Genomic DNA, 22,470 nt, shown 5'->3' with positions numbered 1-22,470 from the left:
TGGACCGTCCATTGACAAATACATCCGCCGGAAGGATCGTCAAGCCCGCTTCCGCGGCCACGGCCACGGCCGGGGCGCGCGGGGGGGGGCGTCCGACATGACAAGAACTGTTGCCATCATCGGCGCCGCCGCCGTGCCTGTGGGCAAATGGCAGACGCCTGCGGGGGCCGAGGAACAGGTGCTAGAGCATGAGCTCCTGGCTGGGCTCGTGCTGGATGCGGTCGCCGATGCCGGGGTCGATCGGGGCGACATCGGCTCGCTCGCCTTCTCGCAATGCCGCCCCTATACCGCCCAGAAATACTTCGCGACCTTCATGGCGCATTACCTGCGCCTGCCCTGTTCCGGCACGGTGTCCGAGATCCTCGGCAATGGCATGACCGCGGGGCTGGCCTTCGAGCAGGCGGCCAATGACATCCTGCTCGGCCGGTCCAAGGTCGCGCTGGCGCTCGGCGTCAACTTCGAGACCGCGACCTCGGCCGCCGAGCACATGATGAGCTCGATGCGCGCGGTCGGTGACGTGGATTTCCAGGTCCCTTTCGGCATCACCCCGATCGCCTGGTACGCGATGGATGCCGCGCGCTACATCCATGAATTCGGATCGTCGCGGGAGGCGCTGGCAAGCGTCGCGGTCAAGAACCGCGCACATGCCGCGCTGAACCCGCTGGCGCAGTTCCGCAAGCCGATCACGCTTGCCGATGTGCTGGCGCAGCCGATGATCGTGGAGCCCTTGGGGCTGTTCGAGGTACCGCCGCGCAGCGACGGCGCCGTCTGCCTGGTGCTGGCCGAGGAAGATGTCGCGCGCGGGCTTGGCCGGCCCTATGTCCGGGTTCGCGCGCGCGGCTTCTTCCACGAAGGTGCGCATCAGATCAGCGAAGTCCCGAACGACATGATCGCGCTGGCCTCGGCGCAGACCGCCGGGCGCGCGGCCTTCGCGGCCGCCGGCGTGACCCCCGCGGATATCGATTTCGCCGAGCTCTACGCGCCCTGCACCATCGTCGAGGTCCTGGTCAGCGAGGCGCTGGGCCTGGTGCCGCGCGGGGCTGGGGCACGGGCGGCGGTGGAGGGGGAGACCAGCCTCGGCGGCCGCATTCCGATCTGCACCTCCGGCGGGCTGCAGTCGCGCGGCCACCCCGCCTATGTCACGCCCTTCTATAGCTTCGTCGAGGCGATGGAGCAGCTGCGCGGCCGCGCCGGGCCGCGCCAGGTCGCCAATGCAGAACTCGCCCTGACCAGCGCCGAGCTCGGCAATTACAACGCGGCGCTGGTCCATGTGCTGGAGGCCGTGCGCTGATGCTGGCGATCATTCCCGTCGTCGGGCCCCGCCTCTATCCGCCCCGTGTGACCGCCTTCACGCGGCGCTTCTGGGACGGGCTGCTGGAGGGGCGCTTCACCACCACCCGTTGCGACGACTGCGGCAAATGGAGTTTTCCGCCCAAGCCCTTCTGTCCGCATTGCTGGTCGCGGAACGTCGCCTGGGCGGATCTGTCGGGGCGCGGCCGGCTTTACGCGGCGACCACCATCCACGCCGCCCCCGCGGTGTTCCGAGGGGATGCGCCCTATCGCGTCGGCATCGTCGATCTGGAGGAAGGCGTGCGCCTGGCGACCCGCCTCTGGGGCGATGCGGCGGCTCCCCTGGATGGCGCGGTCCGCCTGGTCGCCTTGCGTCATGCGGATGGCGCGCTCTTCGCCGCGCGGCCGGAACCTGCGTCGCCGAGCTGAATCCACATCTCTGGGAGAATCAAGAATGTCCAATGGCCATCTCACAAGACGCGGCCTCACACTTGCCGCCATTGGCCTTGCAACGCCTGGGCTGGCGCATGCCGAGGCCGCCTGGCCGAACCATCCGCTGCGGCTGCTCGTGCCGGTCGCGCCGGGCGGGCTGACCGACCTGCTCGGCCGTACCGTGGCCGCCAAGCTGGAACACATCCTGGGCCAGCCGGTGATCACCGAGAACCGCGGCGGCGCCTCCATGATCATCGGCACCCAGGCGGCGGCGCGGGCCAGTCCGGACGGCTATACCTTGCTGATCGGCAGCGCCAGCAGCCTGGTGCTGAACGGTCTGCTGCGGCGGCAGCTTCCCTACAATCCGCAGACCGACTTCACCCTCCTGTCGGTGCTGGTGGAGGTGCCCTTCGTGCTGGTGGTGAACCCGCGCCTCGGCATCAACAGCCTTGCCGAATTCATTGCCTATGCGCGGGCGGAACCGGGGCGGACGACCTATGGCTCGGCGGGGGTCGGCACCTCCACGCATCTGCCGGGCGAGATGCTGGGCATGATGGCCGAGGTGGAGCTGACCCATGTTCCCTATGCCGGCAATGCGCCGGCGCTGACCGCGGTGCTGTCGGGGGATGTGACGGCGGTGTTCGATACCGTCATCACCTCCTTGCCGCATCTGCGCGAGGGTCGGCTGCGGGCGCTGGCGGTCACCACGGCCGATCGGGTCGCCGCCCTGCCCGATGTGCCGACCATCGCCGAAAGCGGCTATCCCGGCTACGAGACCGCCTCCTGGATCGGGGTTGCGGCGCCCGCGGGGCTGCCGGCCCCGGTGGAGGCACGGCTGCGCGACGCCCTGCGCCAGGTGCTGGAGGATCCGCAGTTCCGCTCGCGCTTCGCCGAGCTTGGCATGGTGATGCAGCCGACCCGCGATGCCGCCACCACGGCGCGCTACTTCGCCGCCGACCGGGCCCGCTGGGCCGAGGTGATCGGCCGTCGCGGGCTGGTGCTCGACTGATGGCGACGACCCAAACCCCGCCGCTGCTGGGCGCGCTGGCGCATTTCGCGGCCAAGCTGGATCTCGCCCGGGTGCCGGAAGCGGTGCGCCGGCAGGCCGGGCTCTGCATCCTCGACACCATCGGCTGCATGCTGGCCGGGGCGGAGACGCCGGAGGCCGCCATGGTGCTGGCGGCCGAGCGGGATGCGAGCGGCGACGGGGCCGCCCGCATCCTCGGCTCGCCCATCGCATTGCGGCCGGAAGCGGCGGCCCGGGTGCATGGCTATTGGGGCGATATCTTCGAGCTGAACGACCTGATCGGCGGCCATGCCAGCATCGGCAATGTCACGGCGGCGCTGGCGCTGGTGGAGCCCTGCGGCAGTTCCGGCGCGGATCTGCTGCGGGCGCTGATCGCGGGGATCGAGATCACCACGCGCATCTACGCCGCCGTCTATCCGCAGCTGAAGCCCTATACCGAGGTCGGGATGGTGACGCCGGGCCTCGTCTCCGCCTTCGGCGCGGCGGCGGTCGCGGGGTCGTTGCAGGGCTTTTCGGAGCCGAGGTTGCAGGAGGCGCTGGCGATCGCCGGTACCCTCGCCACCTGGTGCCCGGCCGAGGTAATTTTCGGCGATGGCGGCACCGTGAAGCCGATGTTGTTCGGCGCCTGGCCCGCTGCCATCGGCATCCGCGCCGCAGGCTATGCGGGGCACGGGATGACCGGGCCCGCGCGGCTGCTGGAAAGCCCCATGGGGTTCTGCGAGACCCTCAGCCGCGGCTACGATCCCGCCGTCTTCACCGATGATGCGCGCTGGTACCTCGCCGAGCCGCGACGCAAGCTGCACGCCTGCTGTGGCTACACTCATTCGGCGATCGACGCCGTGGCCGCGCTGCGACGGGAGGTCGGCACGGCGGCGATGCAGCGGGGGCGGCTGCGGATCGGGATGCCGGCCTATGTGCTGCCCGCGGTGTCCAAGACCCGCCTGCCGCAGACGCCGAACGAGGCGCGTTTCCACGCCGAATACTGTATTGCGCTGGCGGCCTGCGGGCTCGACGTCATCCTGCCGGAACACAGCCTGGGGTTTCGCGAGGAGATTTCACGTCCGGAGCTGCGGCAGATCCTGGGCGCAATCGAGATCGTCGCGGCGCCCGAACTGACCCACTACCACCAATGCATCCTGGACTTCGACAGCCCGGGCTTGGCGCCGCGTCATATCCGCGCCGATGCCCCGAAGGGATCGCCCCAGAACCCCATGGCCGATGCCGAGGTGATCCAAAAATTCCAGCGCCTGTCAGCGTCCCGGCTGTCTGCCGCGGCGGCGGCGACCTATGCCGAAAAATTTCTCGCGCTCGAGGTCGTGGCGGATTGCGGTTGGATCTTTGACGATCTGCAAGGGGGTTAGCGGGCGAACGCTAAACCGGCTCTTGTTTTGCGGCTGCGGTGTATCGAGCCGGACCGGGATACCGGCAGGGCTCCCGGCGCCTGCCATCGAAAGCAAACGGCCAAAGCGAGCCACAGACCTTGGCGCGACCCCTGACGTCTCGGCGCGCGATGAGACACAGCGTGTGGCTGCGCTTTCGGGGTCTGCCGGAAGGGCTGTTGGGGCTTATGTTCGGACCACCCGGGTCTGAAAACCAAGAACCTCAATCGATCGATGCGCTAACCGCGGGAACCTGGTGGAGCCAGGCGGAATCGAACCGCCGACCTCTTGAATGCCATTCAAGCGCTCTACCAACTGAGCTATGGCCCCACTCTGGTTCCCCTGCGGGAGGCGGTCCTCTAACCCGGCTTGTTCCGGGCTGCAAGCCCCTCCGCCCGCTTGAGTGAAAGCCGTGTGACCACTAGGTTGCGGCGCCTTGGAGAGGAAGCCGCCCGAATGAGCAGCAGCCGCCGTAAGATTTTTCCCGATGCCGCCACCGCCCTCTCGGACCTGCTGCAGGACGGGCTGCTGATCCACTCCGGTGGCTTCGGCCTCTGCGGCGTGCCGATGGCGCTGATTGCGGCGATCCGGGACTCCGGGGTCCGTGACCTCACCGTGGTCTCGAACAATGCCGGGATCGACGATGCGGGGCTGGGGCTGCTGCTGAAGACGCGGCAGATCGCCAAGATGATCTCCTCCTACGTCGGGGAGAATGCGGAATTCGCCCGCCAGTTCCTGGCCGGCGAGCTGAAGATCGAGTTCAACCCCCAGGGCACCCTTGCGGAACGCATCCGCGCCGGCGGCGCCGGGATCCCGGCCTTCTATACCAAGACCGGCGTCGGCACCGCGGTCGCCGAGGGCAAGCCCCATGCCGAATTCGACGGGCAGACCTATGTCCAGGAGCGCGGCATCTTCGCCGATCTGGCGATCATCCATGCCTGGAAGGCCGATACCGAGGGCAACCTCGTGTTCCGCCGCACCGCGCGGAACTTCAACCCGATGATGGCCACCGCCGCCAAGACCACGGTCGTGCAGGTGGAGCATCTGGTGGAAGTTGGGGAGATCGACCCCGACCACATCCACACCCCCGGCGTCTTCGTCAGCCGCATCGTCGTGCTCCCCGAAGGCTATGAGAAGCGGATCGAGCAGCGCACCACCCGCAAAGTCGCGGCGTAAGGAGACCCGAAGATGGCCTGGACGCGCGACGAAATGGCGGCCCGCGCCGCCCGCGAGCTGGAAGACGGCTTCTATGTGAACCTCGGGATCGGCATCCCGACCCTGGTGGCCAACCACGTGCCGGAGGGCATGACGGTGCAGCTCCAGTCCGAGAACGGGATGCTCGGGATCGGGCCCTTCCCGATCGAGGGCGATGAAGACCCCGACCTCATCAATGCCGGCAAGCAGACCGTCACCGCCTTGCCGAACTCCTCCTATTTCGACAGCGCGACCTCCTTCGCGATGATCCGCGGCGGGCATATCGATCTGTCGATTCTGGGTGCGTTGCAGGTGGCCCAGAACGGCGACCTCGCGAACTGGATGATCCCGGGCAAGATGGTGAAGGGCATGGGCGGCGCCATGGATCTGGTCGCCGGGGTCAAGCGGGTGGTCGTGCTGATGGAGCACACTGCCGGCGGCAAGCCCAAGCTGTTGAAATCCTGCTCTTTGCCGCTAACCGGCAAGGGGGTGGTGGATACCGTCATCTCCGAACTCGGCGTGTTTTCGATCGACAAACGGGCCGGCACCACCCGCCTGACCGAGCTTGCCCCGGGCGTGACACTGGAAGAGATCGCCGCCAAGACCGAGGCCGAGTATATCGTCGCGGTGTGACCGAGACCCTCGCCCTCTACATCCACTGGCCGTTCTGCGCGTCCAAGTGCCCGTACTGCGATTTCAACAGCCATGTCCGCGAGCGGGTGGACGGCGCCAGCTACGTCGCCGCCCTGCGCGCTGAGCTGGCGCATGAGGCCACCCGCGCCGGCCGCCGGCCGCTGGCCAGCATCTTCTTCGGGGGCGGCACCCCGAGCCTGATGCCGCCCGAGGGCGTGGCCCTGCTGATCGAAGACGCGCGGCGCCTGTTCGACGCCACGGCCGATATCGAGATCACCCTCGAAGCCAACCCGACCAGTGTCGAGATCGGCCGCCTGCGCGCCTTCCACGCGGCGGGGGTGAACCGCATCAGCCTCGGCGTGCAATCGCTGAATGCCGAGGCGCTGGCGTTCCTGGGCCGCCGGCATGACGTGGGCGAGGCGATTGCAGCCCTCGAAGCCGCGCGAACCATCTTTCCACGCGTGTCCTTCGACCTGATCTACGCCCGCCCCGGGCAGTCGCTGGACTCGTGGCGGGCGGAGCTGCGGCAGGCGCTAGCCCTGGCCGCCGACCATCTCAGCCTCTACCAGCTGACCATCGAGCCTGGCACGCAGTTCGCGACCTTGTTCGGCCGTGGCGCCTTCACTTTGCCCGAGGGCGATGCCGCCGCCGCTCTGTATCTGGCAACGGCGGAGGAGGCCGCGCGCTTCGGCCTCGCGCCCTATGAGGTCTCCAACTACGCCAAGCCTGGTGCCGAAAGCCGCCACAACCTCGCCTATTGGCGGCATGGCGATTACCTCGGGATCGGGGCGGGGGCGCATCAGCGCCTGACCCTGGGCGGGCGGATCACCGCCTCCCGCCGCCACCGGGCGCCCGAGGAATGGCGCGCCCGCGTCGAGCGCGACGGCCATGCCCGTACCGAGGAGGAGGCGCTTTCCGCCATCGACCTCGCCCGCGAGGTGATGCTGATGGGGCTGCGGCTGACGGAGGGTGTGGACCCCGCCTACTTGGCCACCCGCAGCGGCCTGACCCTGGCCGAGGCCACCGATCCCGCCATGCTGGTGGCCTGCATGGATGAGGGCTACCTGCACTGGACCGAGACCGGGCACCTCGCGACCACGGTCGAGGGGCTGCTGCGGCTGGATGCGATGCTGCCAGTCCTGCTGCGATAGGTCCTGCTGCGATAGGTCCTGTTGCGATGGGCGAGGGGAGCGGGCACCCTGATTCCATGCGAACTGCTTTTCTCGGCTCCTATGGGTTCGGCAACCTCGGGGACGAACTCTGCCTGATCGAGGCCATGCAGAGCTTTCCCTCGACCGAGGCCCAGGCCTTCAGCACGGGCGCCGAGTGGACCATGCGCTGCGCCCCTGGGCTGTCCGGCTGCTTCCGCACCGGCGATGCGATGATGGAGTTCACGCCGGAACGCGTGGTGCTGGGGGGGGGCCATGTCGGGACCGTGGAGGCTTTCGCCGCCTTCCTGCCCTGGATGAACCGGGCCGCCGAGGCCGGGGCCGAGCTGCATATCCATAATATCGGTGTTTCCAGCGCCGTTCTGGACGATCGGATCGGCGAGGACAGCCACGCCGCCCTGCGCCGCCTCACCAGCTTCACGGTCCGCGACCCGGCCTCGGCGGTGTCGGTCGCGGCCTGGGGGCTGCCGGTCCGTCCGGGGCTCAGCCGGTTTCCGGAACGGGCGCTGGTGCCGGACCGCTCCATCGCCACGGCGATGCTGCCAACGGGGCGGCCGCTGCTTGGCATTTCCATCATTCCCTACCCGCTGATGGACCGCTGCCTGCGGGTCGATGCGGCACGGGTCCGTGCGCTGCTGCTGCCCTTTACCGGCCATGTCGTGGTGCCGATCGTCAGCACGATCCATCGCGACACCGGCGACGAGGATGACGCCACCGGCTTCCGCCGCTTCGCCGACCGCTTTCTGGACGGCTGGGACATGGCGCTGACCGAGATGCTCGACCCGGTCTGGTGGCAGGCCAATATGACGCCGGCGCGTCTGCGCGGCGTCATCGGGCGGCTGGATACGCTGATCAGCCAGCGCAAACACAATGTCATCCATGGCATCGGCGCCGGGATACGCACGATCGGGCTGCACCCGGCCGAGGACAACAGCGTGCCGCGGACCATGGTGGCGGTGGCGGACAACCTGCCGCGGGGCAGCACCTGCATCGGGCTGCGCCACCAGTGACAGGCGCATGGCGATGACGAGCCTTTTCCTCGGTGATTTCGGCCACGGGCTGATCGCCGCCGAAGCTGCCTTGGCCGAGGCGATACGCAGCCTCGGCGCGGTCGATCCGATCGTCGTCTCGGCAACGCCGGCCTATACCGAGCGCTGCGTGCCCGGCATCACCTGCATCGCGCCAGATGATCCCCTGCCGCGCGCGGTCAGCCAGGTGGTACTGGCCGGCCCCATCTTCCGCCGGGATCGCACGCTGGCGCTGGTCGAGGCGTTCTCTGCCGCCAAAGCGGCGGGTGCGACGCCGCGACTGCACAATTTGTCGCTGCCGCCCGGGTTGGAGCCGGCGGAGACGGCCGGCATCGCCGTCGAGTTCGCGGATGCCACGGGGAGTCTGCGCGACCACACCAGCCTGCTGGTGCTGATGCGGCGCCGCCTGCCCTGGTTCCCGGACTTCGCCTGCTTTTCTGAACGCACGCTTGGCCATGATGACAGCCTGTCGGCGCTGCTGCCCGAAGGGCCGGCCCCGCTGGGGCTGATGTTCGACGGCACGCCCCTGATGCTCGACTGCCTGGAGGACAATCCCGCCGCCTTCGCCGCCGTGATGGGGTCGCCGGGCAGCGGACCGTTGTTGCCGATTCCCGATACGGCGCCTGGGCTGACCGGCATCGTCATGGGCGATGCCGTCCTGGCCTCCCGCCGCGCCATGCGCGCCGCGCGCCCCGGGGAGGCGGCGCTGCTGCCGGCCCTGCTGGATACCCGTTGGTGGCTGGAGAACGCGACACCGGCAGGCCTCGCCGGATTGGTCCGGCGCTGTTCGGCCCTTGTCACCACAACGGATTTCGGCGTCGTGCTGGCGGCGGCGGCAGGCATTCCCTGCCACATCATCGGCTACAGCATGGACGACCCCGCGACCCGCGCCGGCGGCACGCTGGCTGGCGCGCTTGCCCCGGGCAGCAGCTTCATTGTCCTGCCGCCGCGGAAATGACGGGATTGTTCTTGGTGCGCCAGCTGGGGCAAAAAGGCCGTAACGTCCAAACAGGGAGGAATAAATAAGATGATAAAGACGACACGTCGCCAAGCTCTTGCCTTCACCGCCGCCGGCCTTGCCTTGCCGGGGTTGGCCCGCGCGCAGACCTCGCAGCAGCTTGCCATCGCGACCGGCACCACGGGCGGTGTCTATTACCCGCTGGGTGGCGGGCTCGCGAACCTGCTGTCCCGCCATATCCCGGGCATGAGTGCCACGGTCGAAGTGACCGGCGGCTCCGTCGCCAACAACCAGCTTCTGGGTGCCGGCCGGGTCGGGCTGATCTTCAGCCAGGTCGATGCGTCGGTCGATGGCCTCGCCGGCAATGGCCCGTATCGTGGCCGCAAGGTGCCGGTGCGTGCGATCGCGGTGCTCTACACCAACCGCATGCAGGTGGTGACGACGACCTCGACCGGCATCCACAGCATCGCCGACATGAAGGGCAAGCGCATTTCGACCGGCGCGCCCGGCTCGGCGACCGAGCTGATGGCGTTCCGCCTGATCGAAGCCGCTGGCCTCGACCGCGACAAGGACTTCCGCGCGCGTGAGCGGCTGTCGCCGGCCGAGAGCACCAATGCGATCAAGGACGGCAAGATCGACGCCTATTTCTTCGTCTCGGGCGTGCCGACCAGCGCCGTCACCGATCTCGCCGCCAGCCCCGGTGTCACCATTCAACTCGTCGACCATGATCAGTACGTACCGAGCATCATCGAGAAATATGGCCCGGTGTATTTCCCCGAGGTGATTCCGGCCGGCACCTATCCCGGCCAGACGACCGACAACAAGCAAATGTCGGTCGCCAACATCCTCGGCATGCGCGAGGACGCGCCGGCCGAGCTGGTCACCGCCATTCTGCAGGTCGCCTGGCAGTACCGCGCCGAGCTTGCGCAGGTGCATGCCGAAGGCCGCAACTTCAAGCTGGACTCCCAGAAGACCGCCGCGGCCGGCGTCCCCTGGCATCCGGCCGCTGAAGCGTTCTGGCGCGCCCAGGGTGCGACCCTCGCGTGAGCCACTCGACTGGCTTGCCGCCTGAGGCTGCGCAACTCGATCGGGAAACTGCCGCACAGGTCGAACGCCTGATCGAGGCTGAAGAGGGAATCCAGAACCGCTACAGCGGCTGGCTGGGTGTCTTTGGCACCGCGGTGGCGCTTGCCATGTCGCTGTTCCATCTCTGGGCGGCGTGGGACATCGTGCCCACGACCACCTTGCGTTTCGTGCATGTGGGCTTCGCCCTCGTGCTCGGCTTCTTCCTGTTCCCGGTCGCGGCCCGTTACCGCGACCGGTTCATAGCCTGGGATGCGGTGCTGATCGCCGCCAGCCTTTATGTTATCTGGTACCTCATCAACGGCGGCGACGACCTGCTCGACCGCTACGTCTTCCCCGAGCCCATGGATATCGTGGTCGGCTGGATGCTCGTTGGACTGGTGCTGGAGGCAACGCGGCGCACCACCGGGCCGGTGATGCCCTTCGTCGCTGGCCTGTTCATGCTCTACGCCTTCTTCGGCAATTATTTGCCCGCGCCCTGGACGCACCAGGGCTACGGCGCCGACCGGCTGATCCCGCATCTGGCAACGACGCTGGAGGGCATCTTCGGCACCGCCGTCGATGTCTCGGCGACCTTGATCATCCTGTTCACCATCTATGGCTCGCTGCTGTCCGCTTCGGGCGCGGGCAAGTTCTTCGTGGACTTCTCCTTCGCCGCGACGGGCGGCAAGGCGGCGAGCGCGGGGCGCACCGTGGTGCTGTCCTCCTTCCTGCTCGGAGGGCCATCAGGGTCGGGGGTGGCGACGACTGTCACCATCGGCACCGTGGCCTGGCCGATGATGAAGCGCGTGGGCTATCGGCCGGATGATGCCGGCGGCCTGCTGGCGGCAGGCGGTCTGGGGGCGATCATCTCGCCACCGGTGCTGGGGGCCGCAGCCTTCCTGATCGCCGAGTATCTGAAGATCGGCTACCTCGACGTCCTGAAAATGGCGGCGATCCCGACCTGCCTCTACTACGCCAGCCTGTTCTTCATGGTGGAGCTGGATCAGCGCCGCCTGAACCAGTCCGGCGTGCCGGACATCACCGTGCCGGTGACCCCGGTGCGGGAGTTGCTGCGCAGCGGCTGGTTCCACTTCTCCTCGCTGATCGCGATCATCGCCTTCATGGCGGTCGGCTATTCCTCGACCATGGCGGTGCTCTACGCCATGGGGGTCGCGGTCCTGCTGTCCTTCCTGTCGAAGGAAGGCGCGCTGTGGCCCATGAAGCTGATCAAGGCGCTGGCCGATGGCGCGGTGCAGGCGGTTGGCATCGCCGCCACCTGTGCCGCCGCGGGCATCATCGTCGGCTGCATCACGCTGACGGGGCTGGGGCTGAAGTTCTCCGACATCGCGATCCAGGCGGCGGGCGGGTCGCTGCTGCTGACGGCGATCTTCACGGCGCTGATCGTGTGGATCGTCGGCCTCGCTGTGCCGGTGACGGCGAGCTACATCATCTGCGCCGTCGTCGCGGCGCCGGCGCTGATCAAGCTCGGCGTGCCGGATTACGCGGCGCATATGTTCGTCTTCTACTATGCCGTGCTGTCAGAGGTTTCGCCGCCGACGGCGCTCTCGCCCTTCGCGGCGGCGGCGATCACCGGGGCGGGGCCGTATCGCACCACCTTGATGGCGTGGAAGTACACGCTGCCGGCCTTCGTGCTGCCCTTCGTCTTCGTGACCGATCCTGAGGGCGTGGCGCTGCTGCTGTCCTTCAAGCCCGGCATGGGTTGGATGGATGTGGTCTGGCAGACGGTATTGGCCACGGTCGGGCTCGCGGCGCTGGCCGCCGCGTGCCAGGGGATGGCGCTGCGGGCGCTGGCTGTCGGGGAGAGGCTCGCCTTCACCATCGCCGGGCTGTTGTTGGTCTTCCCGGCGCTGGTCGAGGATTACCTGCCGGTGCCGCATCTGATCGGCTTCGCGCTGCTGGCGGGGGCGATCCTGCTGAACGGTCGCAAGCCGATGGTGAAGGCGCTGGGATGATCGCACCGCGCGATCCGGGTTATGAGGCCAAGACGCGCGACAGTTTCGCGCGTCAACCGCTGATGGCGCATCTCGGCGCCAGGATGACCCGGGTCGAGCCCGGGATCGTCGAGGTTGAGATGCCCTGCATCCCCGAGGTGACGCAGCAGCACGGGCATGTGCATGGCGGCGCTGTGGGGGCCATTGCCGATAGCGCGGGCGGCTATGCCGGCTTCACGCTCTTCCCGCCCGGCAGCACGGTGCTGACGGTCGAGTACAAGATCAACTTCCTGGCGCCCTCCCGCGGCGAGGCTTTGCGCGCGCGCGGGACGGTGGTGCGCAGCGGCCGGACCCTGACCATTTCCGAGGTACAGGTGTTCGCGGTGCGCGAAGGTGCGGAACACCTTTGCGCCACCGCCTCGCAGACGCTGATCTGCGTCCTCGGCAAGGACTGACGGATCACCCCTCCAGCGCGGGCTCGCCCAGCGACAGCATCAGCCGGTTGGCCCAGTTGAAGAAGGCCGCGCCCTGGATCACGTCGGAGATCGCCAGATCGTCGAGGCCGGAGGCCCGCAGCCGCGCGACATGCTCGGGCCCAAAGGCGATCGGCGTGCTGGTCAGCGCGACCGAGGCCGCGACGACGGCATTCCAACGCTCGCCGAGATCGGCGCCCACACCTTCCGCCAGCAGCTTCTCGACATCATCGACCCGCTTCGAATAGGTCGCGGAAAACCGCGCATGGACCGAGGCGCAGTAGATGCAGCCGTTCAGGCGCGAGGTCGCGGCGGCGGCGAGTTCGCGCTCGGCGCGCGGCAGCCCGGCATCGGTGTTGTAGAAGATGTCCTTGTCGGTCCGCGTCCGCGCCTCCAGCGCATCCGGGTCGCGCGCCAGCAGTCGGAAATAGGGCGACTTGATGCGCGCGACCTCCATCAGCGCGGTGCGGTGCCGGTCGGTCAGCTCCTCGATCGCCAGCGGCTCGATCCAGGGCAGCCAGTCGAGCTGTGCCCGGGTGAAGACCGTGGGGACGGTATGGGCGGGCGGGGTGAGGGTGGTTTCGGGCATGGCGAACCTCAGGCGCTGGCGGCGAGGGTGCGGAGCCCGCTGACCACCCGGATCTGGAAGGACAGGAAGGCGGTAATCTGCGAGAGCGTCACGATATCGGTCGTGGACCAGCCGGCATCGAGCATCGCCTGCAAGCTCTCCGGCGCCGCGTCACGCGGGTGGAAGACCAGCATATGGGCATGTTCGAACGCCGTGGTGAGACGCGGGCCGAGCGCCGCGCGCAGTTCGGCGCTGACGCTGTAGATGATGCCTTCGGTGTTCTCGGCGCTCAGCGGTCCCTCGGGGTAGCTGCCGAAGGGGCCTGTGGTGGTCGCTTCTCCGACCGCCGCCGCGACCGCGGCCAGGAGTGCGTCGGAGGCACCGCTGGCGACGAGCCCCGCGAGGTAGAAGGCGCCGGTCTGCACCTCGCCGTGCAGTTCGACGACGAAGCTGCCCAGGGCAAAGCGTTCCTGGGCGGAGACGCCGGCCAGGGCCTCGGGCGCGAACAGCACGCGGTAGCTGACCTCGGCGTGCTTGCGGGCCTCCGGGCGGCGGGCGCGGATCGCGTCCAGGGCGGAGCCCGGCGTGATCCCGACCAGCATGTCTATGGTGTCCGTTTCCGGCATCTCAGTCTCTCCCTGGCCGCGGGGCTGCCCACGGCGAAAACAACTCAGGCGACGTGGCGCATCCCCGGCACCCCGTCGCGTACCCAACCCATCGCCGGCGCCACAACCTCGGCCACCAGTTCCAGCGAACGCAAGATGAAGGGATGCGGCGGGTCGATGGAATGTACCTGCACCGCGAGATCCGTGGCGCGCGCGATGGTGCTGTCGGCCTGGAGCGAGGCGATCACCTCGGCCGGCGTGCCAAGATGGACATCGAAGGTGTGGATCATTTCCGCCAGCGTGGCGCCGCCGCGTGTGTCGCGCCCCACGGATTCGAGCCGCGTGCGGAACCGGCCAAGGCCGATCTCGGCCAGCCGCATCGCCTCCTTGCGCTCATCGGTGACGAAAACGGAGCGCGAGGCCATGATGCGCGGTTCCCGCCCAGCGGGCAGGGCGCCCAGATAGGCATCGACCATCGGGTTCTGGATATCGGCCAAGGTGGCGTTCGGCGCCTCCGCCGTGCGCGGCTGGGTGCGGGACAGCATCAGCCCATCGCCGGCCGCCCCGGCGCGGCGCGCGCCATCGACCGTGAAGGTCGCCTGCCAGACGCGGTCCACGAGGCTCGGGTTGGTGGGGTAGAGCCGGTCGCCGCCGGGCAGCGGCCGCCCCGACCAGGCATCCAGCAGCAGCGCGGCGTTGCGGGAGAAGATCGCCCCGCGCTCCGCGCTCTCCAAGCCGAAGGCGTGGAAGGCGGAGAGGTTGCCGCCGGGGCCGATGCCGACCTCAAGCCGGCCATCGGCCAGCAGGTCGAGCACCGCGGCGTCCTCGGCCACGCGGATCGGCAGTTCCAGCGGCAGGGTCACGATCCCGGTGCCGAGGCGGATACGCGAGGTGCGCGCGGCCAGTTGCGACAGGAAGACGAAGGGGGCGGGCAGCCCGCCCTCATCCTCGTGGAAATGATGCTGGGCGACCCAGGCGGAATCGAAGCCGCAGGCCTCGGCATGGGCGATCTGTGCCGTCGCCAGGCGATAGCGTTCGGCGGGCGGCGCGTCGTCGAGCAGGCGCGTGAAAAAACCCAGCCGCTTCAGTGTGGTCATGCCTAGGCCCTCGTTCCTGCCTGGAATGGCAGCACATCGGCGGGCGGCTGGCCATCCAGCCGCCCCATTCGATCAGGCTGCCGCCGCCCCGCCCAGATAGGCGTCGCGGATGCGCGGATCGCGCAGAAGCTCGTCGGCCGGGCCCTCCAGCGCGATGTGCCCGGTTTGCAGCACATAGCCGTAATGGGCGATGCCAAGGGCAAGGCTTGCGTTCTGCTCGACCATGAAGATGGTGACGCCCTCCTTGTTGATCGCCTGGATCAGCTCCAGCACCCGATCCACGAAGAGCGGGGAGAGCCCCATGGTCGGCTCATCCATGCAGATCAGCTTCGGCCGGCCCATCAGCGCGCGGGCCATGGCGAGCATCTGCTGCTCGCCGCCGGACATGGTGCCGGCGCGCTGCTTCAGCCGTTCGCGCAGGCGCGGGAACAAAGTGAGGACGCGCTCCTCATCCTGCGCGATCGCGGGCTTGTCGCTGCGGGTATAGGCCCCCATCAGCAGGTTTTCCCGCACCGTCATCTGGCCGAACAGCCGCCGCGCCTCGGGCACCGAGCCGATGCCGCGGCGGATGATCTGGGGCGTGGTGAGGCCGGTGAGCGGCTGCCCTTCGAAGAAGACGGTGCCCGAGCGCGGACGCTGCAAGCCGAGGATGGTCTTCATCGTCGTGGATTTGCCGCTGGCATTGCCGCCGAGCAGGCAGACGATCTGCCCCGCCTGCACCGACAGGCTCAGGTCGAAATGCACCTGCACCGGGCCGTAGAAGGAGTTGATGTTGTCCAGCCGCAGCAGGGCCTCGCCCGGATCGGACATCAGGACACATCCTCCCGGGCGGGTGCCGCGGCACCGGTTTCGCGGTGGCCAAGATAGGCCTCGATCACCGCGGGGTCGGAACGGACCTCCTGCGGCAGGCCCTCGGCGATGCGGCTGCCGTTGTCCATCACGATCACCCGGTCCGATAGGCGCATCACCATCTCCAGCTTGTGCTCGATCAGCAGGATGGTGAGGCCGCTGCGCTTGAGGTCGTGGACGACCTCCTGCATCTCCACCGTCTCGGTCTGGTTCATGCCGGCGGTGGGTTCGTCCAGCAGCAGCAGCTTCGGGTGCAGCGCCAGGGCGCGGGCGATCTCCACCCGGCGGCGGTTGGCGTAGGAGAGGCTGAAGGCCGGATTGTCGATGCGCGGCAGCAGGCGGTCGCCGAACAGGGTCAGGATGCGCTTGGCATCCTCGCGCAGGGCCTCCTCCTCGGCGCGCACGGCGGCGGGGCGGATGGCGGCCAGGCCGAGTTCCAGCAAGGGGCCGAGCAGTGGGATCGCCGGGCGCACCGCGCGCAGCCGGGTATGGGCACCGACCAGAACATTATCGAGCACGCTGAGGTTGGCGAAGACCCGCCCGTGCTGAAAGGTGCGCGCCATGCCGAGCCGGGCCAGGCGTTCCGGCTCGGTGCCGGTGACGTCCTGATCCATGAAGCGGACGCTGCCGGCATCCGGTGGCTCCAGCCCGCTGATGAGGTTGAACAGCGTCGTCTTCCCGGCGCCGTTCGGGCCGATGATGCTCAGCAGCTCGCCCTCGCGCAGGTCGAGCGACGCGTCATTCACCGCCGTGACGCCGCCGAAGCGCTTCACCAGGCCGCGCACTTCCAGCATCGCGGCCATCAGACCGTCCCCATCAGGCCCTGGGGGCGGAACCGGATCAGCAGCAGCAGCACGAGGCCGTAGATCAGGATCCGGTATTCGGCCAGCCCTCGGAAGGCTTCGGGCAGGGCGATCAGCAGGGTCGCGCCCAGCACCGCGCCCATCACATTCCCCAAGCCCCCCAGGATGACCATGGTCAGCGCCAGCACGGAGAGCGTGGCGTTGAAGGTCTCGTGGTTGATGTAGGAATAGGAATGGGCGGTGATGGCGCCGCTGATCCCTGCGCCGAAGCCGCCGAAGCCGAAGGCCAGCGCCTTGTAGCGATTGCCGCTGACGCCATAGGAGCGGGCGGCGACGCTGTCATCGCGGATCGCCCGCCAACTGCGGCCAAGGTGCGAGCTGAGCAGCCGCAGCTGCAACAGCGCCAGCAGCACCAGGATCACAAGGCAGAGCCAATAGGTGCCCTCCACCGAACCGAGGTCGTAGCCAAAAACCTCCAGCGGCGGGATGCCGCCGAGGCCGATGGCGCCATGGGTCAGGCCGCTCCAGTTCAGGATCACCAGCGACACGATCTCACCAATACCGAGGGTCGCGATCGAGACGTAATGCCCGGTCAGCCGGAAGGCGGGGAAGACCAGCAAGGTGCCGAGCCCGGCGGTCACGATCCCGGCGATGGGAATGGTCACCGCCACTGGCCATCCCGCATCCATCGCCAGCAGCCCGGAGGTATAGCCGCCGATCGCGAGCAACGCGGCATGGCCGAGCGAGATCTGCCCGACGGTGCCGGCAACAAGCGTGAGGCTGAGGGCGAGCATGCCATAGAGCAGGGAGTTCACCCCGATCTGCAGCACGTAGGGGTTGTTCAGCAACGGCAGCAGCGCCGCCGCCACGATCAGCCCCGCCACGGCCCAGGGCGGGATACGGAAGGGTCGGGAGCGGGCGATGAAGGTGCCGGTCATCGGCTCGGGCGGCAGCGAGCTGCGCCCCGAGAACAGCCCGTTCGGACGCCACAGCAACATCGCGATCAGCAGCACGAAGGCGAAGAGGTTGCGATAGGAGGTGCCGAACAGCGCGATGCCGTAGCTTTCCGTCAGCCCCAGGATCAGCGAGCCGCCGATCGCTCCCGGCACGTTGCCGAGCCCGCCGATGATGAGGGCGACGATGCCTTTCAGCGTCGCCTCGAAGCTCATCGCCGGGTTGATCTGGTTGTAATACATGCCGACCAGCAGTCCGCTGATGCCGCTGAGCGCCGAGGCGATGGCGAAGACCGCCATGTTCACCTTGTTGATGTCCACGCCCATTTGCTGCGCGGCGTCGGAATCCTGCGCCGTCGCGCGCACGGCCCAGCCGAGCTTGGTGAACCGCAGGAAGCCGTAGAGCACCGCCGCGGACGCCAGCCCGATCCCGCCGATCAGCAAATCCAGCGGGCCGATGGTCCCGCCGCCGATGGGGATGCGCCATTCCGGCACCTGCATCGGCACCGCGCGCGGATCGGGCGAGAAGATAAGCTGTACCACCTGGTCCAGCACCAGCGCGATCCCGATGGTGGCCAGCAGCGGCGCGATGCGGGAGGAGCCATGCAGCGGCCGCAGCCCCAGCCGCTCGATCCCCACCCCCACCAGCCCGCAGACCACGACGACGCAAAGGATCGTCACCGGCAACGGTGTGCCGAGATAGGTGATCGCCGCCCAGCCGACATAGGCGCCGACCACGTAGACGGAGCCATGTGCGAAGTTCACGAGGTTGGCGACGCCGTAGATCAGCGCCAAGCCAACGGCAAGCATCGCGTAGATGTTGCCGATGACGATGCCGTTGACGGTGTAGTCGAACCAAGCGCCGAGACCCGGCATGTTCATGCGGAGCGCATCCCGATCATGGCGGCGCGCATCAGGCCGGCGTGCCGCCCTGGAACATCGCGAAGGCACCGTCCTTCACGACCAGCTTCTTGTACTGCGCGCCGCTGACGCGGCGGGTCGCCGGGTCGAACTTGATGGTGCCGTAGATCACGCTCGGCGATTCGACCTGGGGCAGGCCCTCGCGGATCGCCGCCCGGGTCGTGCCATAGGTGTTCACCAGCTTGGACACGAGGACCATCGTGTCATAGGCGGTGGCGTTGAAGTTGTCCGGCTCGCGGGCGTATTTGGCCTGGAAGGCGGTGACGAAGCGCTGCACCTCGGCCCGCGGCTCGCCGGGGAAGAAGTTGGACAGGGTATGCACCCCGTTCACCGCATCGCCCCCAAGCTCGATCAGCTTCGGCGAATAGACCGAGCTGACGGCAATGATCGTCTGCGTCAGCCCGAGCGTGCGGATCTGGCGGATGATGGTCGCGGCATCGGCGTAATAGGCGATGATGACGATGCCATCGGGGTTGCTGTCGCGGATGCGCACCAGGGTCGAGCGGAAGTCGCGCTCATTCGGCAGGAAGCCCTCGGCCAGCGTCACCGTGGCGCCCTTGGACTGTACGGCGGAGACGAACAGGTTCTTGCTGGTGACGCCCCAATCGGTGTTGAGGTGGATCACGCCGAGGCGCCGGCGGCCAAGATCGGTGATGGCGTAATCGGCGAGGCTCGGCTGTTCCTCCGCCTGGCTGATCGAATTGCTCCACATGTAGTCGCCACCCTTGGTAAAATCCGGGTGGGAATTGGTGAAGCCGAACTGCACGAGCTTGGCGCGCTGATAGATCGGCGAGGCCGCCATCGAGGCGGTCGAGGAGAAATCGCCGAGTTCCATGATGATCCGTGAGTCATTCACGAACTTCTGGGCGATCGCGACGGTCTGTCGCGGATCGGCTTGGCTGTCCTCGAACTGATATTGCACCTTGTGGGCGGCGGAGGGGTTCACCTCCTCCAGCGCCAGCTCGAAGGCGTCCTTCCACTGCGCGCCATATTGCGCATTGGGGCCGGTCAGCGGCCCGCTGACACCGACCATGACAGAATCGGCGGCGAAGGAGGGGCGGGCGATCGCAGCGGCGGCGAGCGCTCCGGCAGTTCCGGTCAGGATGGATCGACGGCGCAGCGACATGGGATTTCTCCTCAGGCTCGGGCGGGGGTGGTGAATTGTGTTTGTGGAATTCGCAATTCACGACATGTGGAGGCAGTTTAAGGCTCGAAATAGAAAATCCACAAGACGCAGTTCCGGCTGGTCAACGCGTCACCCAGCCCGGAACCGCTTACGCAAGCGTCATGCCAATCGGGCGGCACCGGCCGCCATCGCATGAGACGCCCGATCTTTCCTGACCGCACGCGCTTTTTTGGTGCGTGGGCCTAGGTCGGCGGCACCTGGAACATCCGTCCCCAACCCCTCACGCCCGAGGGTGCGACACCGGCCCGCCGCAGCGCGCCCCAAAGCGCCGTCGCAACCGTATCAAGCACCGGGATGCCGGTTTCCGCCTCCACCATCGCCGCCGGGCGTGCGCCACGCAGGTTGGTGGAAATCACCGCCACCGCCTGCACGCCAGGGCTCGCCGCCACTTCCCGGACCAGGGTGGCGACTGCGTCCTCGGTAAAGCGGGCGAAGCTGAAATTGCCGGGGTCGTTCAGATGGCGCTCGGCGACGGTTTCGAAGCCCTCTTCGCCAAGGATCCGGATGGTCGCCGCCTGGACGTCATGCAGGAAGGGCGTCACCAACCCGATGCGGCTGGCCCCCATCGCGCGCAGCAGGTCGAACAGCGCCAGCATCGGCGTATCCGCGGCGATGCCCCGCGCCGCGAACGCGGCCACCAGCGCGCGATCGTTCTGCATGCCGGTGTAGCAGGAGGAGGTCGCATTCAGGCAGATCGCATCCATATGCGCGTCCATCAGCAGATCCGCCGCGGCCAGCAGTGGAGCGAGCCGGAACTGCGCCAGCGCTTCCTCCGAGGTATCGAGCCGCGTCACCCGGAAGCGGGCGACATGCAGGCTGACACCCGGCAGCCCCGCGAGCATCGCCGCGGTCGCGGGCTCCGCCACCGTGTTCGAGGACGGCACCAGCATGCCGATCCGCTTCACTGCCCGGGTTGCGTCCATGAGGCCCTCCATCCGGCGGCGCCCCGCCGCTGGGCGCCTACATGTTCAGCATCGCATCGATATCATCCTGCGCCAGGTCCCGCCCGGCCAGAGCAGGGGCGGCGACGGTGTGCATGGAGGTCGCGATCTCCATCCTATGGGCTTTGTCGGTTGCGCCGCCGCCGGGCAGGATGCCGTCCAGCATCGTCTCCACCTGTTGCAGGTGCTGGATCGCGCGGCGGATGCGCTGGCTGGTGATGTCCTGGAAGCTGCAGGCCTCGAAGATCGAATTGACCTTGGCTGAAAGCGTCTGGATCGAGGCGGTGTCCTTCTGCCCATCGGCGATCCAGTCCTGGATCGCCTCGGCCGCTTCCATGATCGTATTGGCGGCGGTCTCGGTGGCCTGGACCACGGCTTCCAGCTCCAGCCCGCTGTTGCGGGTGCTGGCGCTGGGCGCCGTCACCAGGCGGGCGATCTGCTGCTGCACCGATTGCAGCTCGGCCGAGAGCTTTTCCTCCGTCATGTCGGCCAGTTGGACGCTGGCATGGACCTCGGCGCTCAACTCCGCGATGCGGCGGTCGATGAAGCCGCGCAGATCGGCGAACTGGGCCGCCAGCTCCGCCTGCGGCATGGACGGCGGCTCGGCGGGGGGTGGCGTCACAGGGCCTCCAGTGTCATGCGGATCGCGGAGGCTTTGCCACGGGGGGGGTGAAGGGACTCTTGCCGAATCCGCCTCATGTGACGGAATGCTTGCACCGGCGGTGCGAGGCGTCACCATGCCGGGCTGACAGGCGTCGCCTTGGTGGAGTCGCGGATGGACGGTGGGGCGAATGTCGTGACGGGACGCTTGGCCTCCCCAGGTGCCGTGATGCTGCGGACGATCGGGCTGATGAGCGGCACCTCGCTCGATGGCGTCGATGCGGCCTATGTGGAGACGGATGGCGAGCATATCTCGCGCCTCGGCCCGGCCGTGACCTTGCCTTACGACCCGGCCCTGCGGCGCGATCTGCGACTGTTGCTGGACCGCGCTCCCGAACTCTCGCCCGATGACCCCTTCCTGCGCCATTGCGAGGCGCGGCTGACCGCTCGCCATGCCGAGGCCGTGGCGGCGATCGGCCTGGACGCCGATGTGGTGGGCTTCCATGGCCAGACGATCCTGCACGCCCCTGGCGGCGCCGCGCCGCGGACCTGGCAGATCGGTGACGCCGCGACCCTGGCCAAGCGCTGCGGCATGACCGTGGCCTGGGACTTCCGCAGCGCGGATGTCGCGGCCGGCGGGCAGGGCGCGCCGCTGGTGCCGGTGTTCCACGCCGCCCTCGCCGCGCCGCTGCCCAAGCCCCTGGCGATCCTCAACCTCGGCGGGGTCGGCAATGTCACCTGGATCGGGCCGGGCGGGGATTTGCTGGCCTTCGATACCGGCCCGGCAAATGGCCCGCTGGATGATTGGGCGCGGCGCTCGATCGGCGCGGATTACGACCGCGATGGACACCTGACCCTGGCCGGGCAGCCCGATGGCGCGGTGCTGGGGCGGATGCTGGCGCACCCCTATCTGGCGGCGCCGCCGCCCAAAAGCCTCGACCGTCTCGACTTCGACCGCGCCTTGCGTGAGGCCGGGGCGGGCGCGCTCTCACCGGCCGACGGGGCCGCGACCTTGGCGGCCTTCTGCGCCTGTGCCGTCGCGGCGGCGGCGCGCCACTTCCCCGAGCCACCACTGCAATGGCTGGTGGCGGGCGGCGGGCGGCGCAATCCCGGGCTGATGCGTGCCTTGCAGGGGGCGCTGGAGGCGCCGCTGCGGCCGGTGGAGGTCGCTGGTTGGGATGGGGATGCGCTGGAGGCGCAGGCGTTCGGCTTCCTCGCGGCGCGGGTCGCACGTGGACTGCCGCTGACCTACCCGTCAACCACCGGGGCGCCACGGCCGATCACCGGCGGGCGGCTGGTGGGGTCCCTGCTGTAGCGGGGAAGTCACATGCCCCCGCCGCCACGTAT

Annotated in this window: 22 protein-coding genes and 1 tRNA gene; 13 read left to right on the top strand and 10 right to left on the bottom strand. The window is 68.4% G+C overall.

Going from position 1 to position 22,470, the window contains the following annotated elements:
• Window positions 1–97 precede the first annotated feature (97 nt).
• Genes C8P66_RS13485 through C8P66_RS13470 form a run of 4 tightly spaced genes read left to right on the top strand, consistent with a single transcriptional unit; the run spans window position 98 to window position 4,110 of the window.
• Window positions 98–1,291: a thiolase family protein gene (locus tag C8P66_RS13485; RefSeq protein ID WP_111398788.1), complete on the top strand. Its 1,194-nt coding sequence runs from the start codon at window positions 98–100 to the stop codon at window positions 1,289–1,291.
• Window positions 1,291–1,719: a Zn-ribbon domain-containing OB-fold protein gene (locus C8P66_RS13480; protein ID WP_111398787.1), complete on the top strand. Its 429-nt coding sequence runs from the start codon at window positions 1,291–1,293 to the stop codon at window positions 1,717–1,719. Before C8P66_RS13485 ends, C8P66_RS13480 begins: the two co-directional genes overlap by 1 nt.
• Before the next feature lie 25 nt (window positions 1,720–1,744).
• Window positions 1,745–2,731 carry a Bug family tripartite tricarboxylate transporter substrate binding protein gene (locus tag C8P66_RS13475; protein ID WP_158537246.1) on the top strand — a complete coding sequence of 329 codons (987 nt, stop codon included), beginning with the start codon at window positions 1,745–1,747 and terminating at the stop codon, window positions 2,729–2,731.
• Window positions 2,731–4,110 (top strand): MmgE/PrpD family protein, encoded by a 1,380-nt coding sequence (locus C8P66_RS13470; protein ID WP_111398785.1) that lies wholly within the window; start codon window positions 2,731–2,733, stop codon window positions 4,108–4,110. The genes C8P66_RS13475 and C8P66_RS13470 overlap by 1 nt, the downstream gene beginning before the upstream one ends.
• A gap of 272 nt (window positions 4,111–4,382) precedes the next feature.
• Here the strand turns inward: C8P66_RS13470 and C8P66_RS13465 are convergent.
• Window positions 4,383–4,458: transfer RNA gene (locus tag C8P66_RS13465), tRNA-Ala, on the bottom strand.
• A gap of 126 nt (window positions 4,459–4,584) precedes the next feature.
• Here C8P66_RS13465 and C8P66_RS13460 point away from each other — a divergent pair.
• The 8 genes from C8P66_RS13460 to C8P66_RS13425 all read left to right on the top strand — a co-directional run bounded on the left by C8P66_RS13460 (window position 4,585) and on the right by C8P66_RS13425 (window position 12,582).
• Window positions 4,585–5,304, top strand: coding sequence for a CoA transferase subunit A (locus C8P66_RS13460; RefSeq protein ID WP_111398784.1), 720 nt, complete (start codon window positions 4,585–4,587; stop codon window positions 5,302–5,304).
• 12 nt (window positions 5,305–5,316) lie between these two features.
• Complete coding sequence (locus C8P66_RS13455) at window positions 5,317–5,955, top strand: CoA transferase subunit B (RefSeq protein WP_111398783.1); 639 nt, start codon at window positions 5,317–5,319, stop codon at window positions 5,953–5,955.
• Window positions 5,952–7,106, top strand: coding sequence for a radical SAM family heme chaperone HemW (gene hemW, locus C8P66_RS13450; RefSeq protein ID WP_111398782.1), 1,155 nt, complete (start codon window positions 5,952–5,954; stop codon window positions 7,104–7,106). The genes C8P66_RS13455 and hemW overlap by 4 nt, the downstream gene beginning before the upstream one ends.
• Window positions 7,107–7,162: 56 nt before the next feature.
• Window positions 7,163–8,134, top strand: coding sequence for a hypothetical protein (locus C8P66_RS13445; protein WP_111398781.1), 972 nt, complete (start codon window positions 7,163–7,165; stop codon window positions 8,132–8,134).
• Window positions 8,135–8,147: 13 nt separating this feature from the next.
• The gene (locus C8P66_RS13440; protein WP_146422856.1) at window positions 8,148–9,110 is read left to right on the top strand and encodes a hypothetical protein; all 963 of its coding nucleotides are present in this window, start codon (window positions 8,148–8,150) and stop codon (window positions 9,108–9,110) included.
• Between the two features lie 69 nt (window positions 9,111–9,179).
• Window positions 9,180–10,157 (top strand): TAXI family TRAP transporter solute-binding subunit, encoded by a 978-nt coding sequence (locus C8P66_RS13435; RefSeq protein WP_111398779.1) that lies wholly within the window; start codon window positions 9,180–9,182, stop codon window positions 10,155–10,157.
• Complete coding sequence (locus tag C8P66_RS13430) at window positions 10,154–12,148, top strand: TRAP transporter permease (RefSeq protein WP_170141575.1); 1,995 nt, start codon at window positions 10,154–10,156, stop codon at window positions 12,146–12,148. The genes C8P66_RS13435 and C8P66_RS13430 overlap by 4 nt, the downstream gene beginning before the upstream one ends.
• Window positions 12,145–12,582 carry a PaaI family thioesterase gene (locus C8P66_RS13425; protein ID WP_111398777.1) on the top strand — a complete coding sequence of 146 codons (438 nt, stop codon included), beginning with the start codon at window positions 12,145–12,147 and terminating at the stop codon, window positions 12,580–12,582. The genes C8P66_RS13430 and C8P66_RS13425 overlap by 4 nt, the downstream gene beginning before the upstream one ends.
• Window positions 12,583–12,586: 4 nt before the next feature.
• Here the strand turns inward: C8P66_RS13425 and C8P66_RS13420 are convergent, their stop codons facing one another.
• From C8P66_RS13420 to C8P66_RS13380, 9 genes are all read right to left on the bottom strand, one after another.
• Window positions 12,587–13,189 carry an alkylhydroperoxidase domain protein gene (locus tag C8P66_RS13420; protein ID WP_111398776.1) on the bottom strand — a complete coding sequence of 201 codons (603 nt, stop codon included), beginning with the start codon at window positions 13,187–13,189 and terminating at the stop codon, window positions 12,587–12,589.
• An 8-nt stretch (window positions 13,190–13,197) separates the two neighbouring features.
• Complete coding sequence (locus C8P66_RS13415) at window positions 13,198–13,794, bottom strand: CMD domain protein (protein WP_111398775.1); 597 nt, start codon at window positions 13,792–13,794, stop codon at window positions 13,198–13,200.
• A gap of 44 nt (window positions 13,795–13,838) precedes the next feature.
• Window positions 13,839–14,870 (bottom strand): putative FMN-dependent luciferase-like monooxygenase, encoded by a 1,032-nt coding sequence (locus C8P66_RS13410; RefSeq protein ID WP_111398774.1) that lies wholly within the window; start codon window positions 14,868–14,870, stop codon window positions 13,839–13,841.
• Window positions 14,871–14,942: 72 nt separating this feature from the next.
• Window positions 14,943–15,680: an ABC transporter ATP-binding protein gene (locus C8P66_RS13405; protein ID WP_111398773.1), complete on the bottom strand. Its 738-nt coding sequence runs from the start codon at window positions 15,678–15,680 to the stop codon at window positions 14,943–14,945.
• On the bottom strand, window positions 15,680–16,522 hold the full coding sequence (locus C8P66_RS13400; RefSeq protein WP_211314142.1) for an ABC transporter ATP-binding protein: 843 nt from the start codon (window positions 16,520–16,522) through the stop codon (window positions 15,680–15,682). Before C8P66_RS13400 ends, C8P66_RS13405 begins: the two co-directional genes overlap by 1 nt.
• Window positions 16,522–18,357, bottom strand: a complete 1,836-nt coding sequence (locus C8P66_RS13395; protein WP_211314141.1) for an ABC transporter permease — start codon at window positions 18,355–18,357, stop codon at window positions 16,522–16,524. The genes C8P66_RS13400 and C8P66_RS13395 overlap by 1 nt, the downstream gene beginning before the upstream one ends.
• A 31-nt stretch (window positions 18,358–18,388) precedes the next feature.
• Window positions 18,389–19,522: an ABC transporter substrate-binding protein gene (locus C8P66_RS13390; protein WP_111398772.1), complete on the bottom strand. Its 1,134-nt coding sequence runs from the start codon at window positions 19,520–19,522 to the stop codon at window positions 18,389–18,391.
• A 242-nt stretch (window positions 19,523–19,764) separates the two neighbouring features.
• On the bottom strand, window positions 19,765–20,505 hold the full coding sequence (locus C8P66_RS13385) for a maleate cis-trans isomerase family protein (protein ID WP_111398817.1): 741 nt from the start codon (window positions 20,503–20,505) through the stop codon (window positions 19,765–19,767).
• Between the two features lie 37 nt (window positions 20,506–20,542).
• A complete protein-coding gene (locus tag C8P66_RS13380) occupies window positions 20,543–21,145 on the bottom strand; it encodes a hypothetical protein (protein WP_211314140.1) in 603 nt (200 codons plus the stop codon).
• Window positions 21,146–21,355: 210 nt separating this feature from the next.
• Between C8P66_RS13380 and C8P66_RS13375 the strand changes: the two genes are divergently transcribed.
• Entirely contained in the window at window positions 21,356–22,438 is a 1,083-nt protein-coding gene (locus C8P66_RS13375) for an anhydro-N-acetylmuramic acid kinase (RefSeq protein WP_211314144.1), read from the top strand.
• The last annotated feature ends 32 nt before the right edge of the window (window positions 22,439–22,470 follow it).

This window comes from Humitalea rosea (genome assembly GCF_003253705.1).
In the GTDB taxonomy this organism is placed as follows: domain Bacteria; phylum Pseudomonadota; class Alphaproteobacteria; order Acetobacterales; family Acetobacteraceae; genus Humitalea; species Humitalea rosea.
The sequence above is the reverse complement of the archived record's forward strand: the minus strand, read 5'-3'. Positions and strand labels throughout refer to the sequence as shown.

What these genes read in the sequence shown, in the direction of transcription:
- C8P66_RS13485 (WP_111398788.1), top strand. Translation starts at nt 98, where the DNA reads ATGACAAGAACTGTTGCCATCATCGGCGCCGCCGCCGTGCCTGTGGGC.
- C8P66_RS13480 (WP_111398787.1), top strand. Translation starts at nt 1,291, where the DNA reads ATGCTGGCGATCATTCCCGTCGTCGGGCCCCGCCTCTATCCGCCCCGT.
- C8P66_RS13475 (WP_158537246.1), top strand. Translation starts at nt 1,745, where the DNA reads ATGTCCAATGGCCATCTCACAAGACGCGGCCTCACACTTGCCGCCATT.
- C8P66_RS13470 (WP_111398785.1), top strand. Translation starts at nt 2,731, where the DNA reads ATGGCGACGACCCAAACCCCGCCGCTGCTGGGCGCGCTGGCGCATTTC.
- C8P66_RS13460 (WP_111398784.1), top strand. Translation starts at nt 4,585, where the DNA reads ATGAGCAGCAGCCGCCGTAAGATTTTTCCCGATGCCGCCACCGCCCTC.
- C8P66_RS13455 (WP_111398783.1), top strand. Translation starts at nt 5,317, where the DNA reads ATGGCCTGGACGCGCGACGAAATGGCGGCCCGCGCCGCCCGCGAGCTG.
- C8P66_RS13445 (WP_111398781.1), top strand. Translation starts at nt 7,163, where the DNA reads ATGCGAACTGCTTTTCTCGGCTCCTATGGGTTCGGCAACCTCGGGGAC.
- C8P66_RS13440 (WP_146422856.1), top strand. Translation starts at nt 8,148, where the DNA reads ATGACGAGCCTTTTCCTCGGTGATTTCGGCCACGGGCTGATCGCCGCC.
- C8P66_RS13435 (WP_111398779.1), top strand. Translation starts at nt 9,180, where the DNA reads ATGATAAAGACGACACGTCGCCAAGCTCTTGCCTTCACCGCCGCCGGC.
- C8P66_RS13425 (WP_111398777.1), top strand. Translation starts at nt 12,145, where the DNA reads ATGATCGCACCGCGCGATCCGGGTTATGAGGCCAAGACGCGCGACAGT.
- C8P66_RS13420 (WP_111398776.1), bottom strand. Translation starts at nt 13,189, where the DNA reads ATGCCCGAAACCACCCTCACCCCGCCCGCCCATACCGTCCCCACGGTC.
- C8P66_RS13415 (WP_111398775.1), bottom strand. Translation starts at nt 13,794, where the DNA reads ATGCCGGAAACGGACACCATAGACATGCTGGTCGGGATCACGCCGGGC.
- C8P66_RS13410 (WP_111398774.1), bottom strand. Translation starts at nt 14,870, where the DNA reads ATGACCACACTGAAGCGGCTGGGTTTTTTCACGCGCCTGCTCGACGAC.
- C8P66_RS13405 (WP_111398773.1), bottom strand. Translation starts at nt 15,680, where the DNA reads ATGTCCGATCCGGGCGAGGCCCTGCTGCGGCTGGACAACATCAACTCC.
- C8P66_RS13400 (WP_211314142.1), bottom strand. Translation starts at nt 16,522, where the DNA reads ATGGCCGCGATGCTGGAAGTGCGCGGCCTGGTGAAGCGCTTCGGCGGC.
- C8P66_RS13395 (WP_211314141.1), bottom strand. Translation starts at nt 18,357, where the DNA reads ATGAACATGCCGGGTCTCGGCGCTTGGTTCGACTACACCGTCAACGGC.
- C8P66_RS13390 (WP_111398772.1), bottom strand. Translation starts at nt 19,522, where the DNA reads ATGTCGCTGCGCCGTCGATCCATCCTGACCGGAACTGCCGGAGCGCTC.
- C8P66_RS13385 (WP_111398817.1), bottom strand. Translation starts at nt 20,505, where the DNA reads ATGGACGCAACCCGGGCAGTGAAGCGGATCGGCATGCTGGTGCCGTCC.